Here is a 25,112-nt window from a genome sequence, read left to right as displayed (position 1 = left end):
GACTACACGCTCGGGTGCCCGGACCGAAAATCGAGGTCCACGCACCGCTCCGGGCCCCTGCCGACGCCGGTCGAGCGCCCCTCCCGGGCGTCTACCGGAAGGCCTGCTGGCCCGTCATCGCCTGCCCGATGACGAGCGTGTGCATCTCCACGGTGCCCTCGTAGGTGAGCACGGACTCGAGGTTGTTCATGTGCCGGATGACGGGGTACTCGAGGCTGATCCCGTTGGCGCCCAGGATCGTCCGGGCGGTGCGGCAGATGTCGAGGGACTCGCGGATGTTGTTGAGCTTGCCGAGGCTGACCTGCTCGGGGCGCAGGGTGCCGGCGTCCTTGCGGCGGCCGAGGTGCAGGGCGAGCAGCTGGCCCTTGACGAGCTCGAGCGCCATGTCGGCGAGCTTCTGCTGGGTGAGCTGGAACCCGGCCAGTGGGCGGCCGAACTGCTCGCGCTCCATGGAGTAGCGGCGTGCGGTGTCGAGGCTGGAGCGCGCGGCGCCGAGCGATCCCCACACGATGCCGTACCGCGCCTCGGAGAGGCAGGAGAGCGGCCCCTTGAGGCCCCGGACCTCGGGGAGGACCGCGTCGGCGGGCAGCCTCACGCCCTCGAGGACCAGCTCGCTGGTCACGGACGCCCGCAGGCTGAGCTTGTGCTTGATCAGCGGCGCGGAGAAGCCGGGGGTGTCGGTCGGCACTACGAAGCCCCGGATGCCGCCGTGCTCCTCCCCCGCCTGCGCCCACACGACCGCGACGTCGGCGACGGAGCCGTTGGTGATCCACATCTTCGCGCCGTCGAGGACCCAGTCGTCGCCGTCCCGCCTCGCCCGGGTGCGCATGGAGGCCGGGTCGGAGCCGTGGTCGGGCTCGGTGAGGCCGAAGCAGCCGATCGCCTCGCCGGCGGCCATCCGTGGGAGCCACTGCTGCTTGTGCTCCTCGCTGCCCCAGCGGTGGATCGCGAACATCGCCAGCGACCCCTGCACCGACACCAGGCTGCGCACCCCCGAGTCGGTCGCCTCCAGCTCGAGGCAGGCCAGGCCGTAGTCGACGGCGCTCATGCCCGCGCAGCCGTAGCCGTCCAGGTGCATCCCGAGCAGCCCGAGGGCGCCCAGCTCCTTGGTCAGGCCGCGGACGTCGTCGAGCTCACCGCGCTCGAACCAGTCGGCGACGTGGGGCTCGACGCGCTGGTCGAGGAAGGTGCGCACCGTGCTGCGGACGGCCTTCTCCTCGTCGGAGAGGAGGTCGTCGATGCCGGCGAGGTCCATGGGGTCGAGCGGCTTGCGTGCGGTGGCCATGGCCCCCAGTCTGCCGCCTCGACGGACCTCAGGGGCGGTGCTGGACGAGCTCGGAGATGCGCGCGACGGCGTAGGCGTAGCCGCTCGGGCCGCAGCCGACGATGACACCGGTGGAGACGGCGGAGAGGTAGGAGTGGTGCCTGAACTCCTCGCGGGCGTGGACGTTGCTCAGGTGCACCTCGAAGACCGGCGCCTCGACCGTCGCGAGCGCGTCGCGCAGCGCGATGGAGGTGTGGGTGAGGGCGCCGGCGTTGACCACGAACCCGACTGCGGTCCGGCGCGTCTCGTGGATAGCGTCGATGAGCACGCCCTCGTGGTTGCTCTGGCGGAAGTCGACCGCGAGACCGGCGCGGCTGGCCGCCTTGCGGCACAGGGCCTCGATGTCGGCCAGCGTGTCGTGGCCGTAGACCTCCGGCTCACGCTCGCCGAGCAGGTTGAGGTTCGGTCCGTTGAGGACGACGACGGTGGGCTCGCTCGGGCCGGTCATGGGCCCAGCGTAGGTGAGCAGGCACGCCGCAGGGACCCCACCGTCGCGGTGGGACCCCTGGGGGTCGTGCGTCGTCGCGCGCTGTCAGCCCCTGCGCCTGCGCAGGCTGCGGACCACGACCACGAGGACCACCAGGGCCGCGACGGCGCCGGCGATCTGGGTGGCGTAGGACCTGAGCACGACGGGGAGGACCGTCGCCCCGAGGTCGAGGGACTCGGCCTCGCGCGCCGGTGTGGGCGTCTTGCCGGCCACCGGCGACGAGGGCACGGGCGCCGGCCCCGCCCCGGTGGACCCGTTGACGACGGGCGTCGCAACCGTCGGGGCGGCCGCCACCTCCTCGTCCGACGGGGATGCCGGCGCCGCTGCTGCCGGTGGCCCGGCGACCTTGCCCTCGATGCAGCCGACGAACTGGCCGAGCAGCTTGTCCGAGACGTCCTGCATGACGCCCCGGCCGAACTGCGCCGGCTTGCCGGTGACGTTGAGGTCGGTCTGCACGTCAGCCCTGGTCGTGCCGTCACCGGCGTCGGTGAGCTGGATCGTCACGGTGGCGCCGGCGGTGCCGTTGCCACGCTTGTCCTTCCCCTTGGCGTCGATGACCGCACGGTGCGCCTCGTCGTCGCGTTCCACGAAGGAGCCGCTTCCGGAGTACACCAGGGCGATCGGTCCGAGCTTGACCTTGACCGTCCCCGCGAAGCCGTCGCCGGTGACGTCGGTGACCGTCGCCCCGGGGAAGCAGCTGCCGACCTCCTGCAGGTCCATGAAGGTCGCCCAGGTGTGCTCGACCGAGGCCGGGACGGTGAACGAGTGGGTCAGCTCCACGGGCTCACGCCCCTGCCGCGGCGAGCACCGCGCGACGGGTGAGGACGGTCGCGAGGTGCTTGCGGTAGTCGGCGTCGCCGTTGAGGTCCGAGGGCGGGTTGGTGCCCTCGGCGGCTGCGGCGCACGCCTCCCGCACCGCGTCCTCCGTGGCCGCCTTCCCGACGAGGGCCTGCTCCACCGCGGTGGCCCGCAGCGGCGTCGAACCCATGTTGGTCAACCCGATCCGGGCCTCCGCGATCGCGCCGCCCTCGACCCGTACCGTCGCCGCGACGGCGACGATGGACCACTGGTGGGCCACGCGCACGAACTTCTCGTAGCGGCTGCCCCACCCGGTGTGCTTCGGGATGCGGATCGCGGTGAGCAGCTCGCCCTCGCCCACCGCCGTCTCGAAGAGGTCGCGGAAGAACTCGGCGGCCGGCACCGTGCGCTCACCGCCCGGCCCGGTGACCACCAGCTCGGCGTCCAGGGCGAGCACCGGGGCCCCGACGTCGCCGGCCGGGTCGGCGTGCACCAGCGCACCGCCCACCGTGCCGCGGTGCCGGATCTGCGGGTCGGCCACCTCCTCGATGGCGTCGGTGAGCACCCCCGCGTGCTGGCGGACGAGGTCGCTCGCCAGCACGTCGGCATACGTGGTCATGGCGCCGATGACGACGTGGTCGCCCTCGTCGCGGACCCCGCGCAGCTCCTCGATGCGACCGAGGTCGACCACCGTCTCCGGGGCGTTGAGGCGCATGCGCAGGATGGGAAGGAGGCTCTGCCCTCCTGCCATCACCTTGGCGTCGTCGCCGGCCTCGGCCAGCGCGCTGAGCGCGTCGGCCACCGAGGTGGGGGCGACGTAGTCGAACCGGGCCGGGATCACTGGTCCGCTCCTTCCGCGGAGGCGCTGCTACTGGGGTCCGGTGGGGCCTGGTTGGGTGCCCCCGCGTCGAAGTGCGGCTGGGCGTCACCGGTGGTGGCGTCGGCCTGGTCGGAGCCGGCGGACCGGATGGCTTTCCAGACCCGCTCGGGGGTGCAGGGCATCTGGATGTCGTTGATGCCCATTGGCCGCAGGGCGTCGACGACGGCGTTGACGACGGCCGGGGTGGAGGCGATGCAGCCTGCCTCGCCGACCCCCTTGGCGCCGAGGTCGTTGGTCGTCGACGGCGACACGGTGTTGTCGGTGACGAACGAGATCGTGTCGGCCGCGGTGGGCAGGGTGTAGTCGACGAACGAGCCCGACACGAGGGTCCCCTGGTCGTCGTAGACCGCCTCCTCCCACAACGCCTGCGCGATGCCCTGGACGAGACCGCCGTGCACCTGCCCCTCGACGATGAGCGGGTTCATGATGTTGCCGATGTCGTCGACGCAGACGTACTTGCGCATCGACACCTGACCCGTCTCGGTGTCGACCTCCATGGCGCACAGGTGGGTGCCGTGCGGGAAGGAGAAGTCGACGGGGTCGTAGGTCGCGTCGGCGTCCAGGGTGGGTTCGAGGCCCTCGGGCAGGTCGTGCGACGAGAACGCCGCCCAGACCACCTCGGCCATGGCCTTGCCCTTGTCGGTGCCCTTGACCTTGAACTGGCCGCCGGAGAACTCGATGTCGTCGACCGAGGCCTCCAGCAGGTGCGCGGCGTGCGGCTTGGCCTTCTCGATGACCCGGTCGGCAGCCATCACCAGGGCCTGTCCACCGACGACCAGCGAGCGTGAGCCGTAGGTGTCGAGGCCGCGGTTGGCGATCTGGGTGTCGCCGTGCAGGACCTCGACGTCCTCGAACGGGACGCCGAGCTTGTCGGCGATGATCTGGCTCCAGACCGTCTCGTGGCCCTGGCCGTGCGGCGAGGTGCCCGTGACCACCTCGACCTTGCCGGTCGGCAGCATCCGGACCGTGGCGTGCTCCCACCCGCCCGCGGCGTAGCGCAGCGCACCGAGCACCCGGGAGGGGGCGAGCCCGCACATCTCGGTGAAGGTGGAGACGCCCAGGCCCAGCTGGACCGGGTCCTTGCGGTCGCGGCGCTCCTGCTGCTCGCGGCGCAGCCCGTCGTAGTCGAAGAGCTCTCGTGCCCTGGCCGTCGCCGCCTCGTAGTTGCCGGAGTCGTAGGTCATCCCGGCCACCGTGGTGAACGGGAACTCCTCGTGCTTGATCCAGTTCTTCTCGCGGATCTCCAGCGGGTCCACGCCCACCTCGGCGGCGAGCTCGTCCATGAGCCGCTCGATGGCATACGTCGCCTCGGGGCGCCCGGCTCCGCGGTAGGCGTCGGTCCACGTCTTGTTGGTGAACAGGTTGGTGCAGTTGAACTGGTAGGCCGGGAACTTGTAGATGGCGTTGAACATGAACGCCCCGAGGACGGGGATTCCGGAGGTGACGAGCCCCAGGTAGGCGCCCATGTCGGCCAGGAGGTCGACCTTGAGCCCGGTGACCGTGCCGTCCTTGGTGGCGGCCAGGGTGAGCTTCTGCCACTGGTCGCGGCCGTGGTGCCCCGAGAGCAGCGACTCGCTGCGGGTCTCGGTGTACTTGACGGGCTTGCCCGTGTGCCGCGCCGCGAGGACGGCGATGACCTCCTCGGGGGTGTGCTGGAGCTTGCCGCCGAACCCGCCGCCCACGTCGGGGGCGATGACGCGGATCTTGCTCTCCGGGATGCCGAGCACCAGGGCGGTGAAGATGCGGACGAAGTGCGGGACCTGCGTGGCCGTCCAGATCGTCAGCTGCTCGCCGGTCGGGTCGCACACCACAGACCGCGGCTCCATGAACGCGGGGATGAGCCGCTGCTGGCGGTACTCGCGCTCGATGACGATGCCGTCGGCCCGCGCCTTCTCGATCGCCTCGTCGACGGGCCCGCCCGTCCCCGCACCTGCCGAGTCGAACTGCCAGAACGCGCTCTTGTTGGTACCCAGGCTGGGGTGCGCCAGCACCGCGTCCTTGGCGGCCTCCTTGAGGTCGAGGACCGGCGGCAGCTCGTCGTAGTCGACGTCCACCAGCTCGGCGGCGTCACGGGCAGCGGCGGCGGACCTGGCCACGACGACGGCGACGATCTCACCGGCGAAGGCCACGTGGTCCACGGCGATCGCCGGGTGCACCGGCGCCTTCTGGTCCTCGGTGATGGGCCAGGCGTTGGCCATGCCGCCCTGGATGTCCTTGACGTCCTCACCGGTCAGGACCGCCAGGACCCCGGGCGACGACTTCGCCGCCGAGGTGTCGATGCCGGTGATCGTGGCGTGCGCGAAGGGGCTGCGCACCATGGCCAGGTGCTGCATGCCCGGGAGCTGGATGTTGTCGGTCCACTTGGTCCGGCCGGTGATGAGGCGCTGGTCCTCCTTGCGCTTGCGGGCCGCACCGATCTCGGTCTTCGGCCGGTCCTCGACGGCGGTCACTGGGCACCGCCTGCAGTGGCACCTGCGGAGGCACCCGCGGTGGATCCCTCGTCAGCCGCCTGCTGCACGGCCTTGACGATGTTGTGGTAGCCGGTGCAGCGACACAGGTTGCCCTCGAGGCCGACGCGGATCTGCTCCTCTGAGGGGTGCGGGTTGTCGTTGAGGACGTCGATGGCCTGCATGATCATGCCGGGGGTGCAGTAGCCGCACTGGAGCGCGTGGCAGTCGTGGAACGCCCTCTGCATCGGGTGCAGCTCGCCGTCCTGGGCGAGGCCCTCGATCGTGGTCACCTCGTGGCCGTCGGCCTGGACGGCGAGGACGTTGCAGGACTTCACGCTGCGCCCGTCGAGGTGCACGGTGCAGGCCCCGCAGTTGCTCGTGTCGCACCCCACCACCGTGCCGGTCTTGCCCAAGGTCTCCCTCAGGTAGTGGACGAGCAGCGTGCGCGGCTCCACCTCGTCCTCGTAGCCGACACCGTCGACCGTGACGTTGATCCGGGTCATCCAACACTCCTTTGTGTTCGAGGGGCACCTGCCGGCGCCTCTGCGGATTACTGCTGCACTGCCCTGCTTCGACAACCCCGCGGACCGGCTAGGTCCTCGCCCCACCTCCCGCGTGCTCTGCCATGTCGGCTGACACCGCCGGCGGCTCCGGACCGGTGTCGGCGTGGTGGTGGATGGGCCCCTCGCGGTCGGCGAGGCGGTCGCCGCGCCCGCCCCACTGCAGGGCCACGATCTCGGCGGCGATGCTCACCGCGGTCTCCTCCGGGGTGCGGGCGCCGAGGTCGAGGCCGACCGGGCTCGACAACCTCCCGAGCTCCTCGTCGGTCAGCCCTGCCTCCCGCAGCCGCGCGAGCCGGTCGTCGTGGGTGCGGCGCGAGCCCATCGCCCCCACGAACGCCACCTCCGGCAGCCGCAGCGCGATCTCGAGGACGGGCACGTCGAACTTCGGGTCGTGGGTGAGCACGCAGACGACGGTGCGCCCGTCGATGCGACCGGCGTCGCGCTCGGCCTCGAGGTAGCGGTGCGGCCACTGCACGACGACCTCGTCGGCCGAGGGGAAGCGGCTGGCGGTGGCGAAGACGGGCCGGGCGTCACAGACCGTCACCTCGTAGCCGAGGAAGTGACCCACGTGGGCGACGGCCGCCGCGAAGTCGATGGCGCCGAAGACCAGCATGCGTGGGCGCGGGGCGAACGAGGAGACGAAGACGCGCATGCCCTCGCCGCGCCGTTCGCCGTCCGGACCGTAGGTGAGCGTCTCCGTGCGCCCTGCCGCGAGGAGACCCCGGGCGTCGTCGGTGACGGCATCGTCGGCGCGCGTCGAGCCGAGCGACCCGCTGTCGCCGGGCTCGGAGCCCTCCGGTCGCACCACCAGCCGGCGCCCGAGCCACGAAGGGTCGGGGTGGTCGATGACGGTGGCGACGGCCACCGGCCGTCCGGCCTCGACGTCCTCGGCGACCCCACCGAGCTCGGGGAACGTCTCGCGGCTCACCTTCTCGACGAAGACGTCGAGGATGCCGCCACAGGTCAGGCCCACGGCGTACGCGTCGTCGTCGCTGACGCCGTAGCGCTGCAGGACCGGCGTCCCGTCGGCGACGACCGCCGAGGCCAGCTCGTAGACGGCGCCCTCCACGCACCCGCCGGACACCGATCCGACCGCCTCGCCACCCGGGCCGACGAGCATGGACGCGCCTGCGGGGCGCGGGGCGGAGCGCCAGGTCGCCACGACGGTGCCGACGCCGACGGTGGCCCCCGCCTCCCACCACCGCACCAGCTCCGGCATCACCTCACGCACAGGCCACCACCTCCACCAGCTCCTCGAAGGCAGCCATGGAGTGTCCTGCCACGAAGTCGTCGATGTGGGGCAGCGCGGCGACGATCCCCTGCTGCACGGGCGCGTAGCCCTCCTTGCCCCGGTGCGGGTTGACCCACACCACGCGGTGGGCGAGAGCCCTCAGTCGACGCATCTGCTCACCGAGGGCCTCCGGCGCGTCCCGCTCCCAGCCGTCGCTGAACACCACCACCACAGCGCCCCGTGCCATGCCGCGCCGCCCCCAGCGGTCGAGGAAGGCCTTGAGCCCCTGGGCCAGGCGGGTGCCCCCGGACCAGTCGGGCACCACGTCGCCGCACGCCACCAGTGCGCGCTCCGGGTCGCGCTGGCGCAGCGGCCGGGTCACGTGGGTCAGCCGGGTGCCGAGGGTGAACACCTCGACGGGCAGCCCGGTCGCGGCGTACGTGTGCGCGAGCCGCAGCAGGGCGTCGGCGTAGGCGCTCATGGACCCCGACACGTCGACCAGCAGCACGACCCTCCGTGGGCGGGTGCCTCGGCGGCGCCACGCGATCGGGCCAGGCTCGCCCATCCGGCGCAGCTGCTCGCGCAGCGTCCGGCGCGCGTCCACGGCACCCCGCCGGGACGGGGTCGCGCGGTGCGCCGGACGCCGCGGCGCGCGGGGGCGCAGCTGGGCGAAGAGCGCGGCGAGGTGGGCGCGCTCGGCGCTGCCCAGGGTGGCGATGTCGCGGTGCCGCAGCACCTCGGTCGCACTCGCCCGGGCCTGGACGGTGTCCTGCTCCTGCCCCCCGGCCTCCCCAGAGGCGCCGTCGGTGTCGAGCGAAGCCATGGTCACCGTGGGGGGCTGGTCCTGCCGGGGGCGGGTGCCGGCGCGCTCGAGGCCGAACCACGCGGCGTACACCTGGTCGTAGCGCTCGAGGTCGGCCGGTGACGAGCACAGCGTCGCCCGGCCGGCCCAGTAGACCCCGGCGGGGTCGAGCAGGCCGACCTCTGCGGCCGCCTCGAGGTAGGTGCGCTCACGGTCGGCCGTGACCGCCACCCCGGCCGCCCGCAGCGCCCGCGCGAACCCGAGCAGGACCGCATCGGGGGCGTGGGGCCGCAGGGCGACCGGGGCGGCGCCGGTCATGACGCCAGGATCCGGTCCAGGGCCGAGCGGACGCGCTCGGCGTCCTCGCGGTACTTCACCGCGACGCCGAGGGTCGCCGCGGCGGTGTCGAGGTCGAGCGTGGGGCTGCCCAGCTCGTGCAGCGCCCGCACCCAGTCCAGCGTCTCCGCCACCCCCGGTGGCTTGATCAGCTCCTGGTCCCGGCGCAACGCCTGCACGGTCGAGACCACTTGTGCCGCAAGGGTTTCGGACACCTGAGGCGCGCGGCTCCGGACGATCTCGAGCTCGCGCTGCAGACCGGGGTGGTCGATCCAGTGGTAGAGACAGCGTCGCTTGAGGGCGTCGTGCAGCTCGCGGGTGCGGTTGGACGTCAGCACGACGACCGGAGGGGTCGCGGCCGCCACCGTGCCCAGCTCGGGGATGGTGACCTGCCAGGTCGAGAGCACCTCCAGGAGGAACGCCTCGAACTCGTCGTCGGCGCGGTCGACCTCGTCGACCAGGAGGACGGCGGGGGCCTCGCGCAGCGCCCGCAGGACGGGGCGTGCCAGCAGGAAGCGCTCGTCGAAGAGCTGGTCCTCGACCGCCTCGACGTCCTTGGCCCGGTCGGCCGCCACGGCCTCGACGGCGCGCAGGTGGAGGATCTGGCGCGGGAAGTCCCAGTCGTACAGCGCCTGGGTGGCGTCGATCCCCTCGTAGCACTGGAGCCGGATCAGGGGCAGGTCGAGCGCCTCGGCGACGGCCTCGGCGAGCGCGGTCTTGCCCGTGCCCGGCTCGCCCTCGAGCAGGAGCGGGCGCTGCAGGCGCAGGGCCAGCCAGGCGACCGTGGCGAGGGACGCGTCCGCGAGGTACCCCGTCCGGCCGAGGCCCTGCGCCAGCTCCCCGGCCGACGCAAAGGCCTCCCGTGGCTCCATGTCCTGATCATCACCCACGCCGGTCCGCAGCGAAAGGGCGCCGACGGACCGGGCGCGACGAGAGGTCCGTTCGCGCCGTCCAGCGGTGCTCACCCGCGCGTGGACCGGGTGTGCGTCAGGACAGGTCGGCCGGGGTGTCCGCGTCCGCGCCGGTGGCGAGGTCGCCGCACTCGACCACCGTGTGCGGGTGGGCCGCGAGGTAGTCCCGCGCCCCCCGGTCCCCCGCCAGCAGGTCGAGGACGCCTGCCCAGTGGTCGCGTCCGAGGACGACGGGGTGGCCCGGCGCGCCACCGTAGGCCGCGCGCCCGAGGGCCGCAGGGCCCTCACCGGCCGTGGCCTCACGTACGCGGCGCACGACGTCGGCGCCCACGTCGGGGAGGTCCACGAGCAGCACGACCACGGCATCGGCCGGACCGGCCGCCACCGCCTCGAGTCCCGCCCGCAGCGACGTGCTCTGTCCCTGCGCCCAGTCCGCCGCCTCCACGACCGTGTCGGCAGCGGTCACGAGCGGCCGGACCTGCGCCGCCCCGGCCCCGAGGACGACCACGACCGGGTCGCACCCCGACTCGCGGAGCACCTGCAGTCCCCGTTCGACGAAGCTGCCGCCGGAGGGGTCGTCGAGCATGGCCTTGGGCCGTCCCATCCGGCGACCGCCGCCGGCCGCGAGGAGCAGCCCCGCCATCCCGCGGAGCTGCTCCTCGGACGGGGGCACCGTCAGCCCTTCAGGCCGGCCTCGATCGCCGCGATGATCCGCGGCCGCAGCTCCTGCGGGGAGATGACCGCGTCGACCGACCCGACCGAGACGGCGCGGTGGATGCTGTGGACCCGGTCGAACTCGGCCGCCACCTCGCCGAGCTTCTCGCTGCGGACAGCGGTGCGGACCTCGGCGAGCTCGGTCGCCAGCTCGGCCCGGCGGGCCTGGTCGGCCTCACCCATCGCGGCCTCGAGGTCGCGCACCCGCGGGTCCGACGCCGTGCGGGCGTCGACGTCGCGGGAGAACACGACCGCCGCGGCGGGGGCGCCTCCGAGGACGGAGGCGAACGAGCCCTCCACGGCCAGCACCGTCATCCGGGGGTTGAGCACCTTGGAGAACACCACGAACGCGCCACCGTGGTAGCGGGACACGACCGTGAAGACGATCGGGCCGTCGAAGTTGACGATCGCGCGACCGATCTCCGCGCCGTACTCCAGCTGCAGGCTGCGCATCGACTCGGGCGAGCCGTCGAAGCCGGACAGGTTGGCGAGCACCACGAGGGGTCGGTTGCCGCTGGCCGCGTTGATGGCCCGGGCCGCCTTCTTGGACGACCGCGGGAAGAGCGTGCCGGCGGTGTAGGTGTCTGGACCGTCGGTGGGCGGGAACCCGCGCCGCGCAACGGTTTTCGACTCGATACCGAGCAGGCACACCGGGATGCCACCGAGGTGTGCGTCCTGCACCACAGCCGTCTCGGCGTCGGCCATGCCGGCCCAGCGCTCGAGCGTCTCGTGGTCCTGGTCGGCGACGGCGGCCATGAGCGTGCGGATGTCGAACGGCTTCTTGCGGTCGGGGTTGGTCTCCGGGGAGAAGATGTCGCCCACCGTGGTGAAACCCGAGTCGGCCAGCGTGTGCGGGTAGCTCGTGACGTCGCGGTCCACCGGGTCCGTGGTGCGGGCCCGGCGAGGACCGTCCTCGCCCGGGTGGACGTAGGTGTGGTCGTAGTGCGCCATGAGGACGTCGCGCGCGCCCGCGAGGTCGGGCGCCCAGTACTGCGCCTGCCCGTTGGGGCCCATGACGCGGTCGTAGCCGCCGATGCCGAAGTTGTCCTCGGCGGAGACGCCACCGGAGAAGTCCAGCGACTGCTTGCCGGTGAGCACCATGGCGCTGTCGGGAGTCATGACGAGGATGCCCTTGGTGTGCATGAGCATCGTGGCCTCGGCGTTCCAGTAGGGCTGGGCGCCGACGTTGATCCCGGCGACGACGATGTTGATCTCGCCGCCGTCCTGGGTGAACTCCACGATCCGCTTGAGCGCCCTCGCGACCCAGTCCATGTTCTCGGTGCCGGAGTCCATGGAGATGCGGGCGCCGGCCGACAGGGCGAACCACTCGACGGGCACGCCCATCTCCTGGGCCAGGTCGAGCGCCGCGATGATCCGGGTGCACTCCGCCTCGGAGACGGCGCCCAGCGCCTTGAGCGGGTCGCCGCAGAGCAGCACGCGGGTGATGCCCTCGGGGTAGCGCTCGGTGGGGCTGGAGATGACGCCCGCGATGATGCCGGCCTTGTTGTGGCCGTAGGGGCGGTCGACCGGCACGAGGCTGCCGCGGTCGTCGAGGTCGTACTCGGTGGCGGTGCCCCCCGGACCGGCGATCATGGCCTGCAGCTCGTACGGGTAGACGACACCACGGCGGCGTGCGCGCACGACCTTCTGCGCGTAGTCGTCGAGGGGCTTGAGCAGGTCGGCCGGGGGCTCCTCGACGGAGGTCACGACACCGGACCCCGGCTGGTAGTGGAACCTGGCCGCGAGCGGTGCGCTCTCGCCGTCCGGGCCGGCGATGCGGCCCTGGACGAGCACCTCCTCGATGCCCGCGCCGGCCGTGAGCGGGGAGATCTTGGCCTGCAGCGCGGTCAGCTGGTCCAGGTCGGCCTCGACCGGCGGCCAGATGTGCACCCACACGTAGTTCATGTCGAGGCGGGCACCGGCGGCGCCCCGCTCGGCCCGCGCACGGCGGATCGCCTCCAGGCAGTTGGCGATCGCCCGCTCGGCGTGCGGCAGGGCCGTGACCCGGCCGGACTCGTCGCGCACGACGGCCAGCTGGCGCACCTGGGCCAGGGCCACCAGTCGCTGGTCGGACTCGTTGCCGGGGGCGACGCAGCGGTAGAGCAGCACGTCCTCGGGCGCCTCGAGCCGGGTGACGTCGAACGCGCGCAGCCGCCACAGGTTGAGGCGGCGGCCCACCATCGGGTGGACGCCACGGACCAGGTCGTCCTCGACCATGGCCCCGTCAGCGGGACGGAAGGTGAAGTAGCCGACCGGGCGCCCACCGCCGGGGCAGACGGCAACGGCCACACGGCGTACCTCCTGCGACCAGGGCAGCTCCGCGAGCCGCGCGGCGAGCAGGGTCGAGGCCTCGTCGTGGGTCGCGGGCTCGTCGGGCCACGAGAGGTAGAGGTCGACCACGGCCTCCTGGCCGGACGTGCGCTCGTCGAGCTGGGCCGCGACCGCGGACACGAGGTCGGACCCCGGGTACAGCTCGTCGACGCGCCCCACGGTGGTGACGAGGTGCGTGGCCCGGCCGTCGAGGGAGTAGTCGGCGACGGCGAACGGGCGGTCACCGCTCTGGAGCTCGCGCAGGCCGGTGAGCTCGTGGTCGCGGTAGTGCCGCTTCACGAGCACGGCGAGCATGGGCTCGCGGGCCGGTACGCCGCCCTCAAGCCGGTCGGCGAGGAAACGGACGATCTGCTCGGGGATGGCGGCCAGGGCGTCGATGCGGCGGGCGCGCTCCTCCCCGCCCGGGATGCCCTCGAGCGCGGCGAGCTCGTCGTGCACGCCACCCAGCACGCTGGCGCGGTCGGCGTCGACGAGCGGCTGGTCGAACCAGCGGAACCGCACGCTGCGCGCGAGGTCGCCGATGACCGGGTGGCGGAGCTGGGTGGCGACCACGAGGCGGTCGAGCACCTCGCGGGCGGCGGCGTCCAGCGGCGGCGCGGGGCACGGCTCGACGATCCAGCGCTGCAGCAGGGCCGTGGCCAGGACGACCTCGGGGGCCGAGCGCTGCTGGGCGAGGAACACGCGGAAGACCGCCTCCTCGAGCTGCGGCGTCCGGTCGAGGCTGTCGAGCCCGTAGTGGCGCAGGACCTGCGAGAGCTTGGTGCGGAACTGCTCGGGCAGGGCGCCGCGCTCGACGTCCAGGCTCTGGAGGTAGGTGTGGAAGTGCTCGCGCGGGCTGTGGACGCGGTTCTCGACGTGGTCCTCCTCACCCGCGGGCCGGTTGCGGCTCAGCTCGGCGAAGTCGGCGAACACCTCGAGCACCGAGATCTCGGCACCGACCTGGGAGGCGCCGGCGGCGGACAGCTCGGCGCGGGCGCCGAGGTAGGACCGCAGGGTGTCGCCGTCGTCGCGGGGGTCGACGTCGTAGCCGAGGAGCATGGCGCACAGCGCGGCACGCGAGCGCGCGGCCACCTCCGCCGTCCCGGCGCCACGGCCGTCCGAGGTGGGCAGGTCGAGGTCGACCGTGTCCTGCGCACCCACCTCGGCGACCTCGTCACCGTCGCCGAGGGGCTCGAGGCGCACCAGGGGCGCACCCGTCTCCACCTGGCTGCCGGTGGAGACGAGCAGCTCCTTGACCCGGGCCGCGAACGGCGCGGGCAGCACCGTCTCCATCTTCATCGACTCGAGCACCAGCACCGGTGCGCCCGCGGCGACCTCGGCCCCGACCTTCGCGGGGGTCGCGACCACCAGGGCCGGCGCGGGTGAGCGCAGCACGCCACCCTCGTCGCGCGACACCCGGTGGGTGACGCCGTCGACCTCGACGAGCTGCACGGGTCCGTGGGTGGCCGTGATGAGGCGGTGCGTGCGGCCGGCGATGGTGACGCGGCTGGTGTACTCGTCGAGGCGGTCGAGCTCGGCGTCGACGGTCTGCTCGGTGGCGCCGCCGACGACGGTGACCCGGAAGAGGTGCGGCCCGATGCGCCAGACGGTCACCTTGTACGCCGTGCCGCGGAGCTTGAGGTCGATCGCCCGGCCGGTGCGGTGCTGCACCTGGGGCCGGCCGCCGCGGGAGGTCTCGAGCAGGCGGGTGCGCTCGACGCCCTCCTCGTCCTCGTAGCCCTCGATGCCGGCGACGACGAGCGCGACGCCGGAGTGGCGGTGGGACACGAGGCGGCCCTCGCCGCGCACCCGGTCGATCCAGCCGGTGTCGGCGGTGCCGTCGACGACCTCGGGCTGGTCGAGCAGGTCGAGGATGAAGCTCTTGTTGGTCGAACCGCCCTCGATGACGACGGTGGTCTCGGACATGGCGCGCCGCAGCCGGGCGAGCGCCTCGTCCCGGTCGGCACCGACGGCGATGATCTTGGCGATCATCGAGTCGAAGTCGGCGGGGATCGAGTCGCCCTCCCCCACCCCGGTGTCCACCCGGATGCCGGGGCCTGCCGGGAGGTTGAGCAGGGCGATCCGGCCCGGCGAGGGGGCGAAGTCGCGGTCGGGGTCCTCGGCGTTGAGCCGCGCCTCGACGGCGTGGCCCTCCTCGACGGGCCGCTCGCCCTCGAGGCGGCCGCCGGAGGCGACGTGGATCTGCAGCTTGACCAGGTCGGTGTCGGTCGTCGCCTCGGTGATGGGGTGCTCGACCTGCAGGCGGGTGTTGACCTCGAGGAAGGCGAAGAACTTCTCGCCCGGGTGGTAGAGGAACTCGACCGTGCCGGCGCCGGCATACCCGACCGCGACGGCGAGGCGCTCGGCGGCCGTCTTGACCTCCGCGACCTGGTCGGGCCCGAGGACGGGTGAGGCCGACTCCTCGATGACCTTCTGGTTGCGCCGCTGGACCGAGCAGTCGCGGACGCCCAGCGCCCACGCGGTGCCCTGCCCGTCGGCGATGACCTGGACCTCGACGTGGCGGGCCCCGGTGACGAGCTTCTCGAGGAAGACCACCCCGGAGCCGAACGCGCGCTGCGCCTCGTCGCGGGTGCGCTCGTAGGCGTCGGTGAGGTCGGCGTCGGAGGCGACCATGCGGATGCCGCGGCCACCACCGCCGGCCGTCGCCTTGAGCATCAACGGGTAGCCGATCTGCGCGGCGGCGGCCTTGGCGTCCTCGAGGGTGTCGACGCCGCCCCGGCTCCACGGTGCCACCGGCACGCCGACCTCCTCGGCGATCAGCTTGGAGCCGATCTTGTCGCCGAGCTTGCGCATCGCCTCGGGGCTGGGGCCGATGAACGTCACCCCGATGCGCCCGCACAGCTCGGCGAAGTCGGGGTGCTCCGCGACGAAGCCCCAACCCACCCAGGCGGCGTCGGCGCCGGTCTCGCGCAGCGCCTTCTCCAGCACGGCGTAGTCGAGGTAGGGCCGGTCGGCGGCGGGGCCGAGGTTGTAGGCGTGGTCGGACTCGCGCACGAACATGGCGCGCTTCTCGCCCTCGGTGTGCAGCGCGACCGTCTCGATGTGGTGCCCGCCGGCGCCGGCCTGCGCGTTGAGGTCGCGCACGGCGTGGATGAGCCGCATCGCAGCCTCACCCCGGTTGACGATGGCGATGCGCGAGAACATCGAGTGGGCCTCCCAGCACGGACGGACGACGGGCGGGGCGCGGACAGCACGCCACCGAGGCCCGAGCCTGCCACCGATCGTCGGTGACTCGCGAGTAATGCTCGCCGAGGCATCCCCGCGCCACCCCACCTAGGGTTGGTGGCATGCCCCGCGCCGCCTCGGTCCTCTGGCTCCGTCGCGACCTGCGCAGGGGCGACCTCCCCGCCCTCGGCGCAGCCGCCTCGGCCGCCGACGGTGGCAACGTCCTGGTCCTGTTCGTGCTCGACCCGGCCCTGTGGGACGGCGGCGGCCCGGCACGGCGCGCGTGGCTCGCCGCAACGCTCGAGGCCACTCGTGAGGCGTACGACGGACGGCTCTGCCTGCGCGTCGGCGACCCGAGGAAGGTCGTCCCCGCCGTGGTGCAGGAGGTCGGCGCCGGATCGGTGCACGTCTCCCGCGAGACCACGCCGGCAGGCGTGCGCCGCGACAAGGCGGTCGCCGCCGCGCTGGGGAAGGCGGGCGTGGACTGGGTCGAGACCGGCACGCCGTACGCCGTGGGGCCCGGATCGGTGCGGAACGGCAGCGGCGACCCCTACAAGGTGTTCACACCGTTCAGCCGCGCCTGGCGCGACCACGGCTGGCCGGCCCCCGGCACCGAGCCCAAGGACCTGTCGCTGGCCCGGGTGGGGTCGGACGACGACGGCTGGAAGACGGTGCGCGAAGCCCTCTCGGTGGACGGCCTGCCGGCGATGCCGGAGGCGGGTGAGGCGGCAGGTCTCGCCCGGTGGCGTGACTTCCTCGACGAGGCCGTCACGGCCTACAAGGACGAGCGCGACCGGGCCGACCACCCCGGGACGTCGCGGATGTCGCCGTACCTCAAGATCGGCGCGGTGCACCCGCGCACGCTCCTGGCCGAGCTGAAGGGGCGCACCGGCCAGGGGGCCCAGACCTACGCGACCGAGCTGTGCTGGCGCGAGTTCTACGCCGACGTCCTGTGGCACCACCCGCGCTCGTCGTGGCACGACCTGCGGCCCGCCCTGTCCGGCATGACCTACGAGGACCACCCCGAGCTCGTCGACGCCTGGAAGCAGGGGCGCACCGGCTACCCCGTCGTCGACGCGGCGATGCGCCAGCTGCTCACCGAGGGGTGGATGCACAACCGGATGCGGATGGTGACCGCGAGCTTCCTCACCAAGGACCTGCACGTCTGGTGGCCCGTCGGCGCCCGCCACTTCCTCGACCACCTCATCGACGGCGACATCGCCTCGAACAACCACGGCTGGCAGTGGGTCGCCGGCACCGGCACCGACGCCTCGCCGTACTTCCGCGTGTTCAACCCCGTCACCCAGGGCCAGCGCTTCGACCCCCAGGGCGACTACGTCCGCCGCTACGTGCCCGAGCTGGCGCACATCCCGGGCAAGGCCGTGCACGAGCCGTGGAAGCACGACGCCGGCTACGACCACGACTACCCCGAGCGCGTCGTCGACCACGCCGAGGAGCGCCTGGAGGCCCTGCGCCGTTACGACGCGGTGCGGGGCGGTGCGGGGTCGGGCGGTTCGGGGTCGGGCGGTACGGAGTCGGGGTCGGGGTCGTCGTGATCGACCCCGTCGCCGAGGTCCGCTCGTTCGTCCGGGCCGCCCTGGTCACCCCCGTCCCCCGCGACCACACCGAGTCCGACGCCGCCTTCCGCCRCCGCCGGGTCGTCGCCGTGCTCACGCTCGTCGTCGGCAGCGCGGTGCTCACGCTCGCGCTGCGCATCCCACCGGGCGACCCCCTGTTCTACGGCGCCACCGTCGCGCTGGCGGCCATCTGGACCGTCGGGGCGCTGGTGTCCGGACCGCTGCACCTCGGCCGCGCCCGCACCCGCTCCGGCGGCGACGCCCGGCCCCTGGTGCAGTCCCTGGCCCTGGGCGCGATCCTGCTCACGGTGTTCCTGCTCGGCGGGTTCGTCATCGCGCACATCCCCCCGCTGCGCGACCCCGTCACCCACCTGCTCGACCACGCCCGGCTCGGGTCGCTGTCCCTCGTGGCGGCCATCACCGCCGTCAACGGCATCGCCGAGGAGCTCTACTTCCGCGGCGCCCTGTACGCCGCCGTCGGCCGACGGCACGCCGTCCTCGTCACGACCGTCGTCTACGCCCTGACGACCGTCGGCTCCGGGATACCGCTGCTCGTCCTGGCCGCCGCGTTGCTCGGGGTCCTCACCGGCCTGCAGCGCCGGGTCACCGGCGGCATCCTCGGCCCGATGGTCACCCACCTCACGTGGTCCCTCGGGATGCTCCTGCTCCTCCCCCTCGTCCTCTCGTCAGGAAGCTGATCGCATGCCCTCATCCTCCGGCACCTCCCGCACGGTCCTGGTCACCGGCGCCACCGGCTACGTGGGCGGCGTCCTCGTCCCGGCGCTGCTCGAGCGCGGCTGGACGGTGCGGGTCCTCACGCGCAGCCGCCGCGGCCTGGACCGCAAGCCGTGGGCCCACGACGTGGAGGCGGTCGAGGGCGACGCGACCTCGGCGGAGGACTGCCGCCGCGCCATGGAGGGCGTCGACGTCGCCTACTACCTGCTGCACTCGATGGACGGCAAGGGCGACTTCATGGAGCGCGACCGCTCCATGGCCCGGACCTTCGCCCAGGCCGCGGCCGACGCCGGGGTGGGCCGGGTGGTCTACCTCAGCGGCCTGCACCCGGAGGGCCGGCTCTCCGACCACCTGGCCTCACGGGTCGAGGTCGGCGACATCTTCCTGGCCGGCACCGTGCCCGCCACCGTGCTCCAGGCGGGGATCGTGCTCGGGGACGGCTCGGCGTCGTTCGACATGCTGCGCCACCTCACCGAGCGGCTGCCGGCCGTGGTCGCGCCCCGCTGGCTCCGCAACCGGATCCAGCCGATCGCGGTCGACGACGTCGTCCACTACCTCGCCGGCTCTGCCGAGATGGGGCCAGAGGTCAACCGGACGTTCGACATCGGTGGCCCCGAGGTCCTCACCTACGCCGAGATGATGCAGCGCTACGCCGAGATCGTCGGGCTGGGGCGTCGCTTCATCACCACCGTGCCCGTCCTGACGCCTCGCCTCGCCGGGCTGTGGATCGACATCGTCACCCCGATCTCCCGCGGCATCGGCCGGCCCCTGATCGGCAGCCTCGTGCACGAGGCGGTATGTCGCGAGCAGGACATCGTCGACGTCACCGGTCCGCCGCCCGGTGGACGCACCTCCTTCGAGGACGCGATCCGTGCCGCCAACCGCGGCATCGACCCGTTCCGCTGGCGCCGTACCCTCGCCCGCACGAGCGCCATGGTCGGGGCGGCCGCCGTCACCGGCTCGGTCCTCACCGACCCGGCCTCACGCTGGTACCGCAAGCTCGACAAGCCCTCGTGGGAGCCGCCGCCGGCGGCGTTCCCCGTCGTCTGGACCGGCCTGTACGCCGACGTCGCCCTGGTCAGCGCCGTGTCCTCCTCCTACCTCGCCGAGTCGGGCCGCGAGGGCGAGGCAAGGCAGCTCGAGCAGGCCCTGGCCCTCAACATGGCGCTCAACACCGCCTGGACGGGCTTGTTCTTCCGCGCGAAGCGCCCCTGGCTCGCGACCGCCGAGTGCGCGGTCCTCACCCTCTCCTCGGCCGACCTCGCACGCCGCGCGGGCGCAGCCGGGCGAGGCAAGGCCGTGGCCGTCGGGGCGTACGCCGCCTGGTGCGGGTTCGCGACGGTGCTGTCCGGCACGATCGCCGCCAAGAACCGGCGGGGCCGCCGCCGCTGACCCTCCCGCGGGCCCTACCCGCGCAGGCCCTCCGGGGCCGACGCCGCGGGCCTGTGCCGACTCTCCTCACCCCGTTCAGTGAGCGCGAAGTGTCGGTATGGCGTCCGCGAATCGACATTTCGCGCTCACTCAGGGAGCGGGTGCGACGTGGGCCGGCTCTTGGGGGCACGCCGTGGTTGCCAAGGGTGGGCACACCCTGAGAAACTATTACCAACCGTTCGGTCAGTAATTGGCTGCGCGCCCCGACTCCAGCCCCGTCACCAGCCCCGTGGAGGACGCATGACCGACACCGCCACCGACACCGCAGGCACCGACCCGCTGCAGGCCGGCTTCGACGCGACCATCGGGCACGGCGACCGGATCGAGCCGCGTGACTGGATGCCCGAGGGCTACCGCCGGACCCTGGTCCGCCAGGTCGCCCAGCACGCGCACTCCGAGATCATCGGCATGCAGCCCGAGGGCAGCTGGATCGGACGCGCTCCCTCGTTGCGCCGCAAGGCGATCCTGCTCGCGAAGGTGCAGGACGAGGCGGGCCACGGGCTCTACCTGTACTCCGCCTGCGAGACCCTCGGGGTCAGCCGCGGCGAGCTCACCGAGAAGCTCATCTCGGGGGCCCAGAAGTACTCCTCGATCTTCAACTACCCGACGCTGACCTACGCCGACGTGGGCACCATCGGCTGGCTCGTCGACGGTGCCGCGATCTGCAACCAGGTGCCGCTGTGCCGCACGTCGTTCGGCCCCTACGGCCGCGCGATGATCCGCATCTGCAAGGAGGAGTCCTTCCACCAGCGGCAGGGCTACGAGCTGCTCATGACGATGATGCGCGGCACCGACGAGCAGCGGGCGATGGTGCAGGAGTCGGTCAACCGCTTCTGGTGGCCGGCGCTGATGATGTTCGGGCCGCCGGACGACGAGTCGCCCAACTCGGCGCAGTCGATGGCGTGGGGCATCAAGCGCAACAGCAACGACGACCTGCGCCAGCGGTTCGTCGACATGTCGGTGCCGCAGGCGCAGGCGCTGGGCGTGACCTTCCCCGACCCCGAGCTGCGCTGGAACCCCGAGCGCGGCCACCACGACTTCGGCCAGCCCGACTGGGACGAATTCATGCAGGTCGTCAAGGGCAACGGCCCGTGCAACACCCAGCGGATCGCCCACCGCCGCAAGGCGCACGAGGACGGTGCGTGGGTGCGCGAGGCCGCCACCGCGTACGCCGCGAAGCAGGCCGCCATGGCGACCGCCGGGGGTGCCGCATGAGCGCGGAACAGGGCCCCTCGCAGGCCGTGCCCGGCAGCGGGACCGGGGGCGTGCGGGCCGAGTGGCCGCTGTACGAGGTGTTCGTGCGCGGCAAACGCGGGCTCAACCACGTGCACGTCGGCTCCCTGCACGCCGCCGACGACGACATGGCGCTGCGTCACGCTCGTGACGTCTACACGCGGCGCAACGAGGGCGTGAGCATCTGGGTGGTGCAGTCGAAGGACATCGCCGCGTCGAGCCCGGACGAGAAGGACCCGATGTTCGCGCCGAGCAACGACAAGGTCTACCGGCACCCGACGTTCTACGAGATCCCCGACAACGTCCCCCACATGTGAGGCAGCGATGACCGACCACGTCGAGCCCGCCTCGCACCCCGCCCCCGACCCCTCCGACGCCCACGGCTCCGTCTACCACGGGCTGCTCGGCGGCGACCCCTCGCACTGGGCCTTCGGCACCGACTTCGAGGACCCGCTCGCCGGCGTCGACACGACCATCCCCGAGGGCGTCGACGCCCACGACCTCGCCACCTACTGCCTGATGCTCGCCGACGACGCGCTCATCGCCTCGCAGCGGCTGTCGCAGTGGACCAGCCGGGCGCCCGACCTCGAGGAGGACATCGCGCTGGCCAACATCGCGCTCGACCTGCTCGGGCAGGCGCGGCTGCTGCTGGCCCGCGCGGCGGCAGCCGACCCGACCCTGGTCCCGGCGCTCCCCGAGGGGTCGCCCGTGCCGCCGGAGGACGCCTTGGCGTTCTTCCGCGAGTCGGGCGAGTTCCGCAACGTGCGGCTGGTCGAGACCGACAACGGCGACTTCGCCGTCACCATCGTCAAGCTCCTCGTCTTCGCGACCGCCCGGCTCGCGCTGCTCGAGCGCCTGGCCACGAGCAGCGACCACGTGCTGGCCGCCGTTGCCGCCAAGGGCGTGAAGGAGCTGACCTACCACCGCGACTACGCGGGGCGCTGGTTCCTGACCCTCGCGCGGGGCACCGAGGAGTCCCGGCGGCGCCTCGAGGCCGCCCTGGCCGTGGTGTGGCCGCTGCAGGCCGAGCTGTTCGCGACCCACGAGGTCGAGCGCCGGGTCGCCGCGGCCGCCGTCGGCGTCGACCCGGCCACCACGGCCGACGACGTGGCCGTGGTGCTGGCCCAGGTGTTCGCCGTCAGCGGCGTCGAGCAGCCGACCCAGGCTGCGTTGGCCGGTGTGCAGGGTCGGCAGGGCCGTGACGGCCTGCACACCGAGGCGCTGAGCCTGCTGCTCGCGGAGATGCAGGTGGTCGCGCGTGCCCACCCGATGGGCCGGTGGTGACGGTGTCGACGACCACCGCCGTCGACCGAGCGGCGCTGCAGGACAAGGCCTTTGCCGTCGCGCGTACCGTGACCGACCCCGAGATGCCGATGCTGACGCTGGAGGACCTCGGCGTCCTGCGCGCGGTGGAGGCCGACGAGCGCGGGCACGTCATCGTCTCGATCACGCCCACCTACACCGGGTGCCCGGCCATGGCCACGATGCGCGACGACCTCGTCCGCTCGCTGCAGGACGCCGGCCTGCCTGGTGCCACGGTCCGGGTCTCCCTGACCCCCGCGTGGTCGAGCGACTGGATCACCGAGCGCGGCCGCCGCTCCCTGGCCGAGCACGGCCTGTCCGCGCCCGGTCGAGCGCCTGCCCGCAGTGGCCCGGTCGCCCTGTCCCTGATGCCCACACGGCGCGAGATCGCCTGTCCCCGTTGCGGTTCCGCGCACACCGAGCTGACCTCTGAGTTCGGGCCCACGGCCTGCAAGGCGCTCTACCGGTGCACCAGCTGCCTCGAGCCCTTCGAGCACGTCAAGGAGATCTGAGTGACCTCGGCCGCCCCCTCGCTGCTGCTCAAGAAGCCCCGCCGCGCCGCCCCCACGTTCCACACCCTCACCGTCCACAGCGTCGAGCCGTTGACCGACGACGCTGCCGCCGTCTCGTTCGAGGTCCCGGGCGATCTTGCCGAGGCCTACGCCTTCGCCGCCGGACAGTCCCTGACCCTGCGCCGCTACGTCGACGGCGTCGAGCACCGCCGCACCTACTCCATCTGTGCCACCGTCGGTGACCGTCCTCGCATCGGCGTGCGTGAGATCCCGGGCGGCCTGTTCTCCCAGTGGTTGCTGCACGAGCTGCGCCCCGGCGACGAGGTCGAGGTGCAGACGCCGCACGGCACGTTCCGCGCCGACCCCGACGAGGGCGGGCGACACCTGTGCATCGCGGCGGGGTCCGGCATCACGCCGATGCTGTCGATCGCGAGCACCGTGCTCGCCAACCCCGAGACCGAGGTGACCCTCCTCTACGGCAACCGCACGACGGCGTCGGTGATGTTCGCCGAGGAGCTCGCCGACCTCAAGAACCGCCACGGCAGCCGCTTCCAGCTCGTGCACGTGCTGTCCCGCGAGCCCCGCGACGTCGAGCTGTTCTCCGGGCGCCTCGACGCCGACCGCCTGCGCCGGCTCTTCGACGTCCTCGTGCCCGTCCACGACGTCGACCACGTCTGGCTCTGCGGACCGCTGGCGATGATCGAGTCGGCCCGCGAGGTGCTCATCGAGCTCGACGTCCCCGCCGACAAGGTCCACTTCGAGCTGTTCTACGTCGACGAGCCGCCGCCGGAGCTGCACCGGGCCGACGCGGTCGTCGAGGGTGAGACCAGCGACGTCACGGTCGTCCTCGACGGCGTCAGCTCGACCACCCCCATGCCGCGCGGACGCTCCATACTCGACTCCGCCCAGGCGACCCGCACGGACGTGCCGTTCGCCTGCAAGGGCGGCGTCTGCGGCACCTGCCGCGCCCTGGTGCGCGAGGGTGAGGTCGACATGCGCCGCAACTACGCCCTCGAGCAGCGCGAGGTGGAGCAGGGCTTCGTCCTCACCTGCCAGAGCCACCCCGTCAGCGACACCGTCACCGTCGACTTCGACGCCTGACCTTCCCCTCCCCGCCCACCACGCACCCCACCCCGCCAAGGAGCACCCCTGTGACCGAGGCCTTCCTCCTCGACGGAGCCCGCACCCCGATCGGCCGGTATGCCGGTGGGCTGGCGACCGTGCGCCCCGACGACCTCGCGGCCCTCGTCGTGCGCGAGGCCGTGCAGCGTGCCGGCGTCGACCCCGAGCTGGTCGACGAGGTGGTCCTCGGCGCCGCCAACCAGGCGGGTGAGGACAACCGCAACGTCGCCCGCATGGCGCTGCTGCTCGCCGGGCTGCCGCAGTCGGTGCCGGGGTTCACGGTCAACCGGCTCTGCGCCTCCGGCCTGACCGCCGTCGCGACGGCCCGCCAGATGGTCGCCTCGGGCGACGCGGACCTCGTGGTCGCCGGCGGGGTCGAGTCGATGACGCGCGCGCCGTGGGTCACCGAGAAGCCGACGAAGGCCTTTGCCCGCCCGGGCGCGACGTTCGACACCTCGATCGGCTGGCGCTTCACCAACCCGAGGTTCGACGCCGACACGACGCTGTCGATGCCGCAGACCGCCGAGGTCGTCGCCGAGCGCTGGGGGCTGACGCGCGGCGAGCTCGACGCGTTCGCCCTGCGGTCGCACCAGCGGGCGGTGGCGGCCATCGAGGCGGGACGCTTCGCCGACGAGATCGTCGCGGTCCCGGTGGGCGACGGTGAGTTCTCCGTCGACGAGGGGCCACGTGCCGACACCTCGCTCGAGCGTCTCGCGAAGCTCCGCCCGGTCAACCACCCGCAGGGCCTGGTGACCGCCGGCAACGCCAGCTCGCTCAACGACGGTGCCGCCGCGGTCGTCGTGGCCAGCGAGGCGTTCGTCGCCCGCCACGGCCTGCAGCCGCGCGCCCGCCTCGTCGCGTCGGCGAGCGCCGGGGTGGCGCCCGAGGTCATGGGCATCGGCCCCGTGCCGGCCACGCACAAGGCCCTAGACCGGGCCGGCTGGTCCGTCGGGGACCTCGACGCCGTCGAGCTCAACGAGGCGTTCGCGTCGCAGTCGCTCGCCTGCATCCGCGACCTCGGTCTCGACGAGGAGGTCGTCAACGCCGACGGCGGTGCCATCGCGCTCGGCCACCCGCTCGGCGCCTCGGGCACCCGCATCCTGCTCACCCTGCTCGGCCGGCTCGAGCGCGAAGGAGGTCGCCGCGGGTTGGCGACCCTGTGCGTCGGCGTGGGCCAGGGCGCCGCACTCCTGGTCGAGAGGGCCTGA

The 25,112-nt window shown here is 73.0% G+C and carries 20 protein-coding genes; 9 read left to right on the top strand and 11 right to left on the bottom strand.

Features of this window, described 5'->3' with window-relative positions:
• Positions 1-91: 91 nt before the first annotated feature.
• The 11 genes from AB4Z02_RS12615 to AB4Z02_RS12565 all read right to left on the bottom strand — a co-directional run bounded on the left by AB4Z02_RS12615 (position 92) and on the right by AB4Z02_RS12565 (position 15,971).
• Positions 92-1,285, bottom strand: a complete 1,194-nt coding sequence (locus AB4Z02_RS12615; RefSeq protein ID WP_056882209.1) for an acyl-CoA dehydrogenase family protein — start codon at positions 1,283-1,285, stop codon at positions 92-94.
• A gap of 28 nt (positions 1,286-1,313) precedes the next feature.
• Complete coding sequence (gene aroQ / locus AB4Z02_RS12610) at positions 1,314-1,772, bottom strand: type II 3-dehydroquinate dehydratase (protein ID WP_056882208.1); 459 nt, start codon at positions 1,770-1,772, stop codon at positions 1,314-1,316.
• Positions 1,773-1,856: 84 nt separating this feature from the next.
• Positions 1,857-2,591 (bottom strand): SRPBCC family protein, encoded by a 735-nt coding sequence (locus tag AB4Z02_RS12605; RefSeq protein ID WP_056882207.1) that lies wholly within the window; start codon positions 2,589-2,591, stop codon positions 1,857-1,859.
• Between the two features lie 4 nt (positions 2,592-2,595).
• On the bottom strand, positions 2,596-3,450 hold the full coding sequence (locus AB4Z02_RS12600; protein WP_056882206.1) for an FAD binding domain-containing protein: 855 nt from the start codon (positions 3,448-3,450) through the stop codon (positions 2,596-2,598).
• Positions 3,447-5,939: a xanthine dehydrogenase family protein molybdopterin-binding subunit gene (locus AB4Z02_RS12595; protein ID WP_441971317.1), complete on the bottom strand. Its 2,493-nt coding sequence runs from the start codon at positions 5,937-5,939 to the stop codon at positions 3,447-3,449. The genes AB4Z02_RS12600 and AB4Z02_RS12595 overlap by 4 nt, the downstream gene beginning before the upstream one ends.
• Complete coding sequence (locus AB4Z02_RS12590; RefSeq protein ID WP_056882204.1) at positions 5,936-6,442, bottom strand: (2Fe-2S)-binding protein; 507 nt, start codon at positions 6,440-6,442, stop codon at positions 5,936-5,938. Before AB4Z02_RS12590 ends, AB4Z02_RS12595 begins: the two co-directional genes overlap by 4 nt.
• Before the next feature lie 88 nt (positions 6,443-6,530).
• The gene (locus AB4Z02_RS12585) at positions 6,531-7,733 is read right to left on the bottom strand and encodes an XdhC family protein (protein WP_056882203.1); all 1,203 of its coding nucleotides are present in this window, start codon (positions 7,731-7,733) and stop codon (positions 6,531-6,533) included.
• Positions 7,726-8,853 carry a vWA domain-containing protein gene (locus AB4Z02_RS12580; RefSeq protein WP_056882202.1) on the bottom strand — a complete coding sequence of 376 codons (1,128 nt, stop codon included), beginning with the start codon at positions 8,851-8,853 and terminating at the stop codon, positions 7,726-7,728. The genes AB4Z02_RS12585 and AB4Z02_RS12580 overlap by 8 nt, the downstream gene beginning before the upstream one ends.
• Positions 8,850-9,743 (bottom strand): AAA family ATPase, encoded by an 894-nt coding sequence (locus AB4Z02_RS12575; protein ID WP_056882201.1) that lies wholly within the window; start codon positions 9,741-9,743, stop codon positions 8,850-8,852. Before AB4Z02_RS12575 ends, AB4Z02_RS12580 begins: the two co-directional genes overlap by 4 nt.
• 115 nt (positions 9,744-9,858) lie before the next feature.
• Positions 9,859-10,455 (bottom strand): nucleotidyltransferase family protein, encoded by a 597-nt coding sequence (locus AB4Z02_RS12570; protein ID WP_235531299.1) that lies wholly within the window; start codon positions 10,453-10,455, stop codon positions 9,859-9,861.
• Positions 10,456-10,457: 2 nt separating this feature from the next.
• Complete coding sequence (locus AB4Z02_RS12565) at positions 10,458-15,971, bottom strand: ATP-binding protein (RefSeq protein WP_441971314.1); 5,514 nt, start codon at positions 15,969-15,971, stop codon at positions 10,458-10,460.
• Positions 15,972-16,114: 143 nt separating this feature from the next.
• Here AB4Z02_RS12565 and AB4Z02_RS12560 point away from each other — a divergent pair, with 143 nt between their 5' ends.
• From AB4Z02_RS12560 to AB4Z02_RS12520, 9 genes are all read left to right on the top strand, one after another.
• A complete protein-coding gene (locus AB4Z02_RS12560) occupies positions 16,115-17,548 on the top strand; it encodes a cryptochrome/photolyase family protein (RefSeq protein ID WP_441971312.1) in 1,434 nt (477 codons plus the stop codon).
• A complete protein-coding gene (locus AB4Z02_RS12555; protein ID WP_441971311.1) occupies positions 17,545-18,267 on the top strand; it encodes a CPBP family intramembrane glutamic endopeptidase in 723 nt (240 codons plus the stop codon). Before AB4Z02_RS12560 ends, AB4Z02_RS12555 begins: the two co-directional genes overlap by 4 nt.
• Positions 18,268-18,271: 4 nt before the next feature.
• Positions 18,272-19,696, top strand: coding sequence for a tryptophan-rich sensory protein (locus AB4Z02_RS12550; RefSeq protein ID WP_441971309.1), 1,425 nt, complete (start codon positions 18,272-18,274; stop codon positions 19,694-19,696).
• 279 nt (positions 19,697-19,975) lie between these two features.
• A complete protein-coding gene (gene paaA / locus AB4Z02_RS12545) occupies positions 19,976-20,950 on the top strand; it encodes a 1,2-phenylacetyl-CoA epoxidase subunit PaaA (RefSeq protein ID WP_441971307.1) in 975 nt (324 codons plus the stop codon).
• Positions 20,947-21,285 carry a 1,2-phenylacetyl-CoA epoxidase subunit PaaB gene (gene paaB, locus AB4Z02_RS12540; protein ID WP_082589966.1) on the top strand — a complete coding sequence of 113 codons (339 nt, stop codon included), beginning with the start codon at positions 20,947-20,949 and terminating at the stop codon, positions 21,283-21,285. The genes paaA and paaB overlap by 4 nt, the downstream gene beginning before the upstream one ends.
• A gap of 7 nt (positions 21,286-21,292) precedes the next feature.
• On the top strand, positions 21,293-22,252 hold the full coding sequence (paaC, locus tag AB4Z02_RS12535) for a 1,2-phenylacetyl-CoA epoxidase subunit PaaC (RefSeq protein ID WP_441971305.1): 960 nt from the start codon (positions 21,293-21,295) through the stop codon (positions 22,250-22,252).
• A gap of 2 nt (positions 22,253-22,254) precedes the next feature.
• Positions 22,255-22,782 (top strand): 1,2-phenylacetyl-CoA epoxidase subunit PaaD, encoded by a 528-nt coding sequence (paaD, locus tag AB4Z02_RS12530; protein WP_441971303.1) that lies wholly within the window; start codon positions 22,255-22,257, stop codon positions 22,780-22,782.
• Entirely contained in the window at positions 22,783-23,883 is a 1,101-nt protein-coding gene (gene paaE / locus AB4Z02_RS12525; protein ID WP_082589964.1) for a 1,2-phenylacetyl-CoA epoxidase subunit PaaE, read from the top strand.
• 50 nt (positions 23,884-23,933) lie between these two features.
• Entirely contained in the window at positions 23,934-25,112 is a 1,179-nt protein-coding gene (locus tag AB4Z02_RS12520) for a thiolase family protein (protein WP_441971301.1), read from the top strand.

The organism is Pedococcus sp. 2YAF34 (assembly GCF_052114585.1).
GTDB lineage: Bacteria > Actinomycetota > Actinomycetes > Actinomycetales > Dermatophilaceae > Pedococcus.
The sequence above is the reverse complement of the archived record's forward strand: the minus strand, read 5'-3'. Positions and strand labels throughout refer to the sequence as shown.

What these genes read in the sequence shown, in the direction of transcription:
- AB4Z02_RS12615 (WP_056882209.1), bottom strand. Translation starts at nt 1,285, where the DNA reads ATGGCCACCGCACGCAAGCCGCTCGACCCCATGGACCTCGCCGGCATC.
- aroQ (WP_056882208.1), bottom strand. Translation starts at nt 1,772, where the DNA reads ATGACCGGCCCGAGCGAGCCCACCGTCGTCGTCCTCAACGGACCGAAC.
- AB4Z02_RS12590 (WP_056882204.1), bottom strand. Translation starts at nt 6,442, where the DNA reads ATGACCCGGATCAACGTCACGGTCGACGGTGTCGGCTACGAGGACGAG.
- AB4Z02_RS12580 (WP_056882202.1), bottom strand. Translation starts at nt 8,853, where the DNA reads ATGACCGGCGCCGCCCCGGTCGCCCTGCGGCCCCACGCCCCCGATGCG.
- AB4Z02_RS12575 (WP_056882201.1), bottom strand. Translation starts at nt 9,743, where the DNA reads ATGGAGCCACGGGAGGCCTTTGCGTCGGCCGGGGAGCTGGCGCAGGGC.
- AB4Z02_RS12565 (WP_441971314.1), bottom strand. Translation starts at nt 15,971, where the DNA reads ATGTTCTCGCGCATCGCCATCGTCAACCGGGGTGAGGCTGCGATGCGG.
- AB4Z02_RS12560 (WP_441971312.1), top strand. Translation starts at nt 16,115, where the DNA reads ATGCCCCGCGCCGCCTCGGTCCTCTGGCTCCGTCGCGACCTGCGCAGG.
- AB4Z02_RS12550 (WP_441971309.1), top strand. Translation starts at nt 18,272, where the DNA reads ATGCCCTCATCCTCCGGCACCTCCCGCACGGTCCTGGTCACCGGCGCC.
- paaA (WP_441971307.1), top strand. Translation starts at nt 19,976, where the DNA reads ATGACCGACACCGCCACCGACACCGCAGGCACCGACCCGCTGCAGGCC.
- paaB (WP_082589966.1), top strand. Translation starts at nt 20,947, where the DNA reads ATGAGCGCGGAACAGGGCCCCTCGCAGGCCGTGCCCGGCAGCGGGACC.
- paaC (WP_441971305.1), top strand. Translation starts at nt 21,293, where the DNA reads ATGACCGACCACGTCGAGCCCGCCTCGCACCCCGCCCCCGACCCCTCC.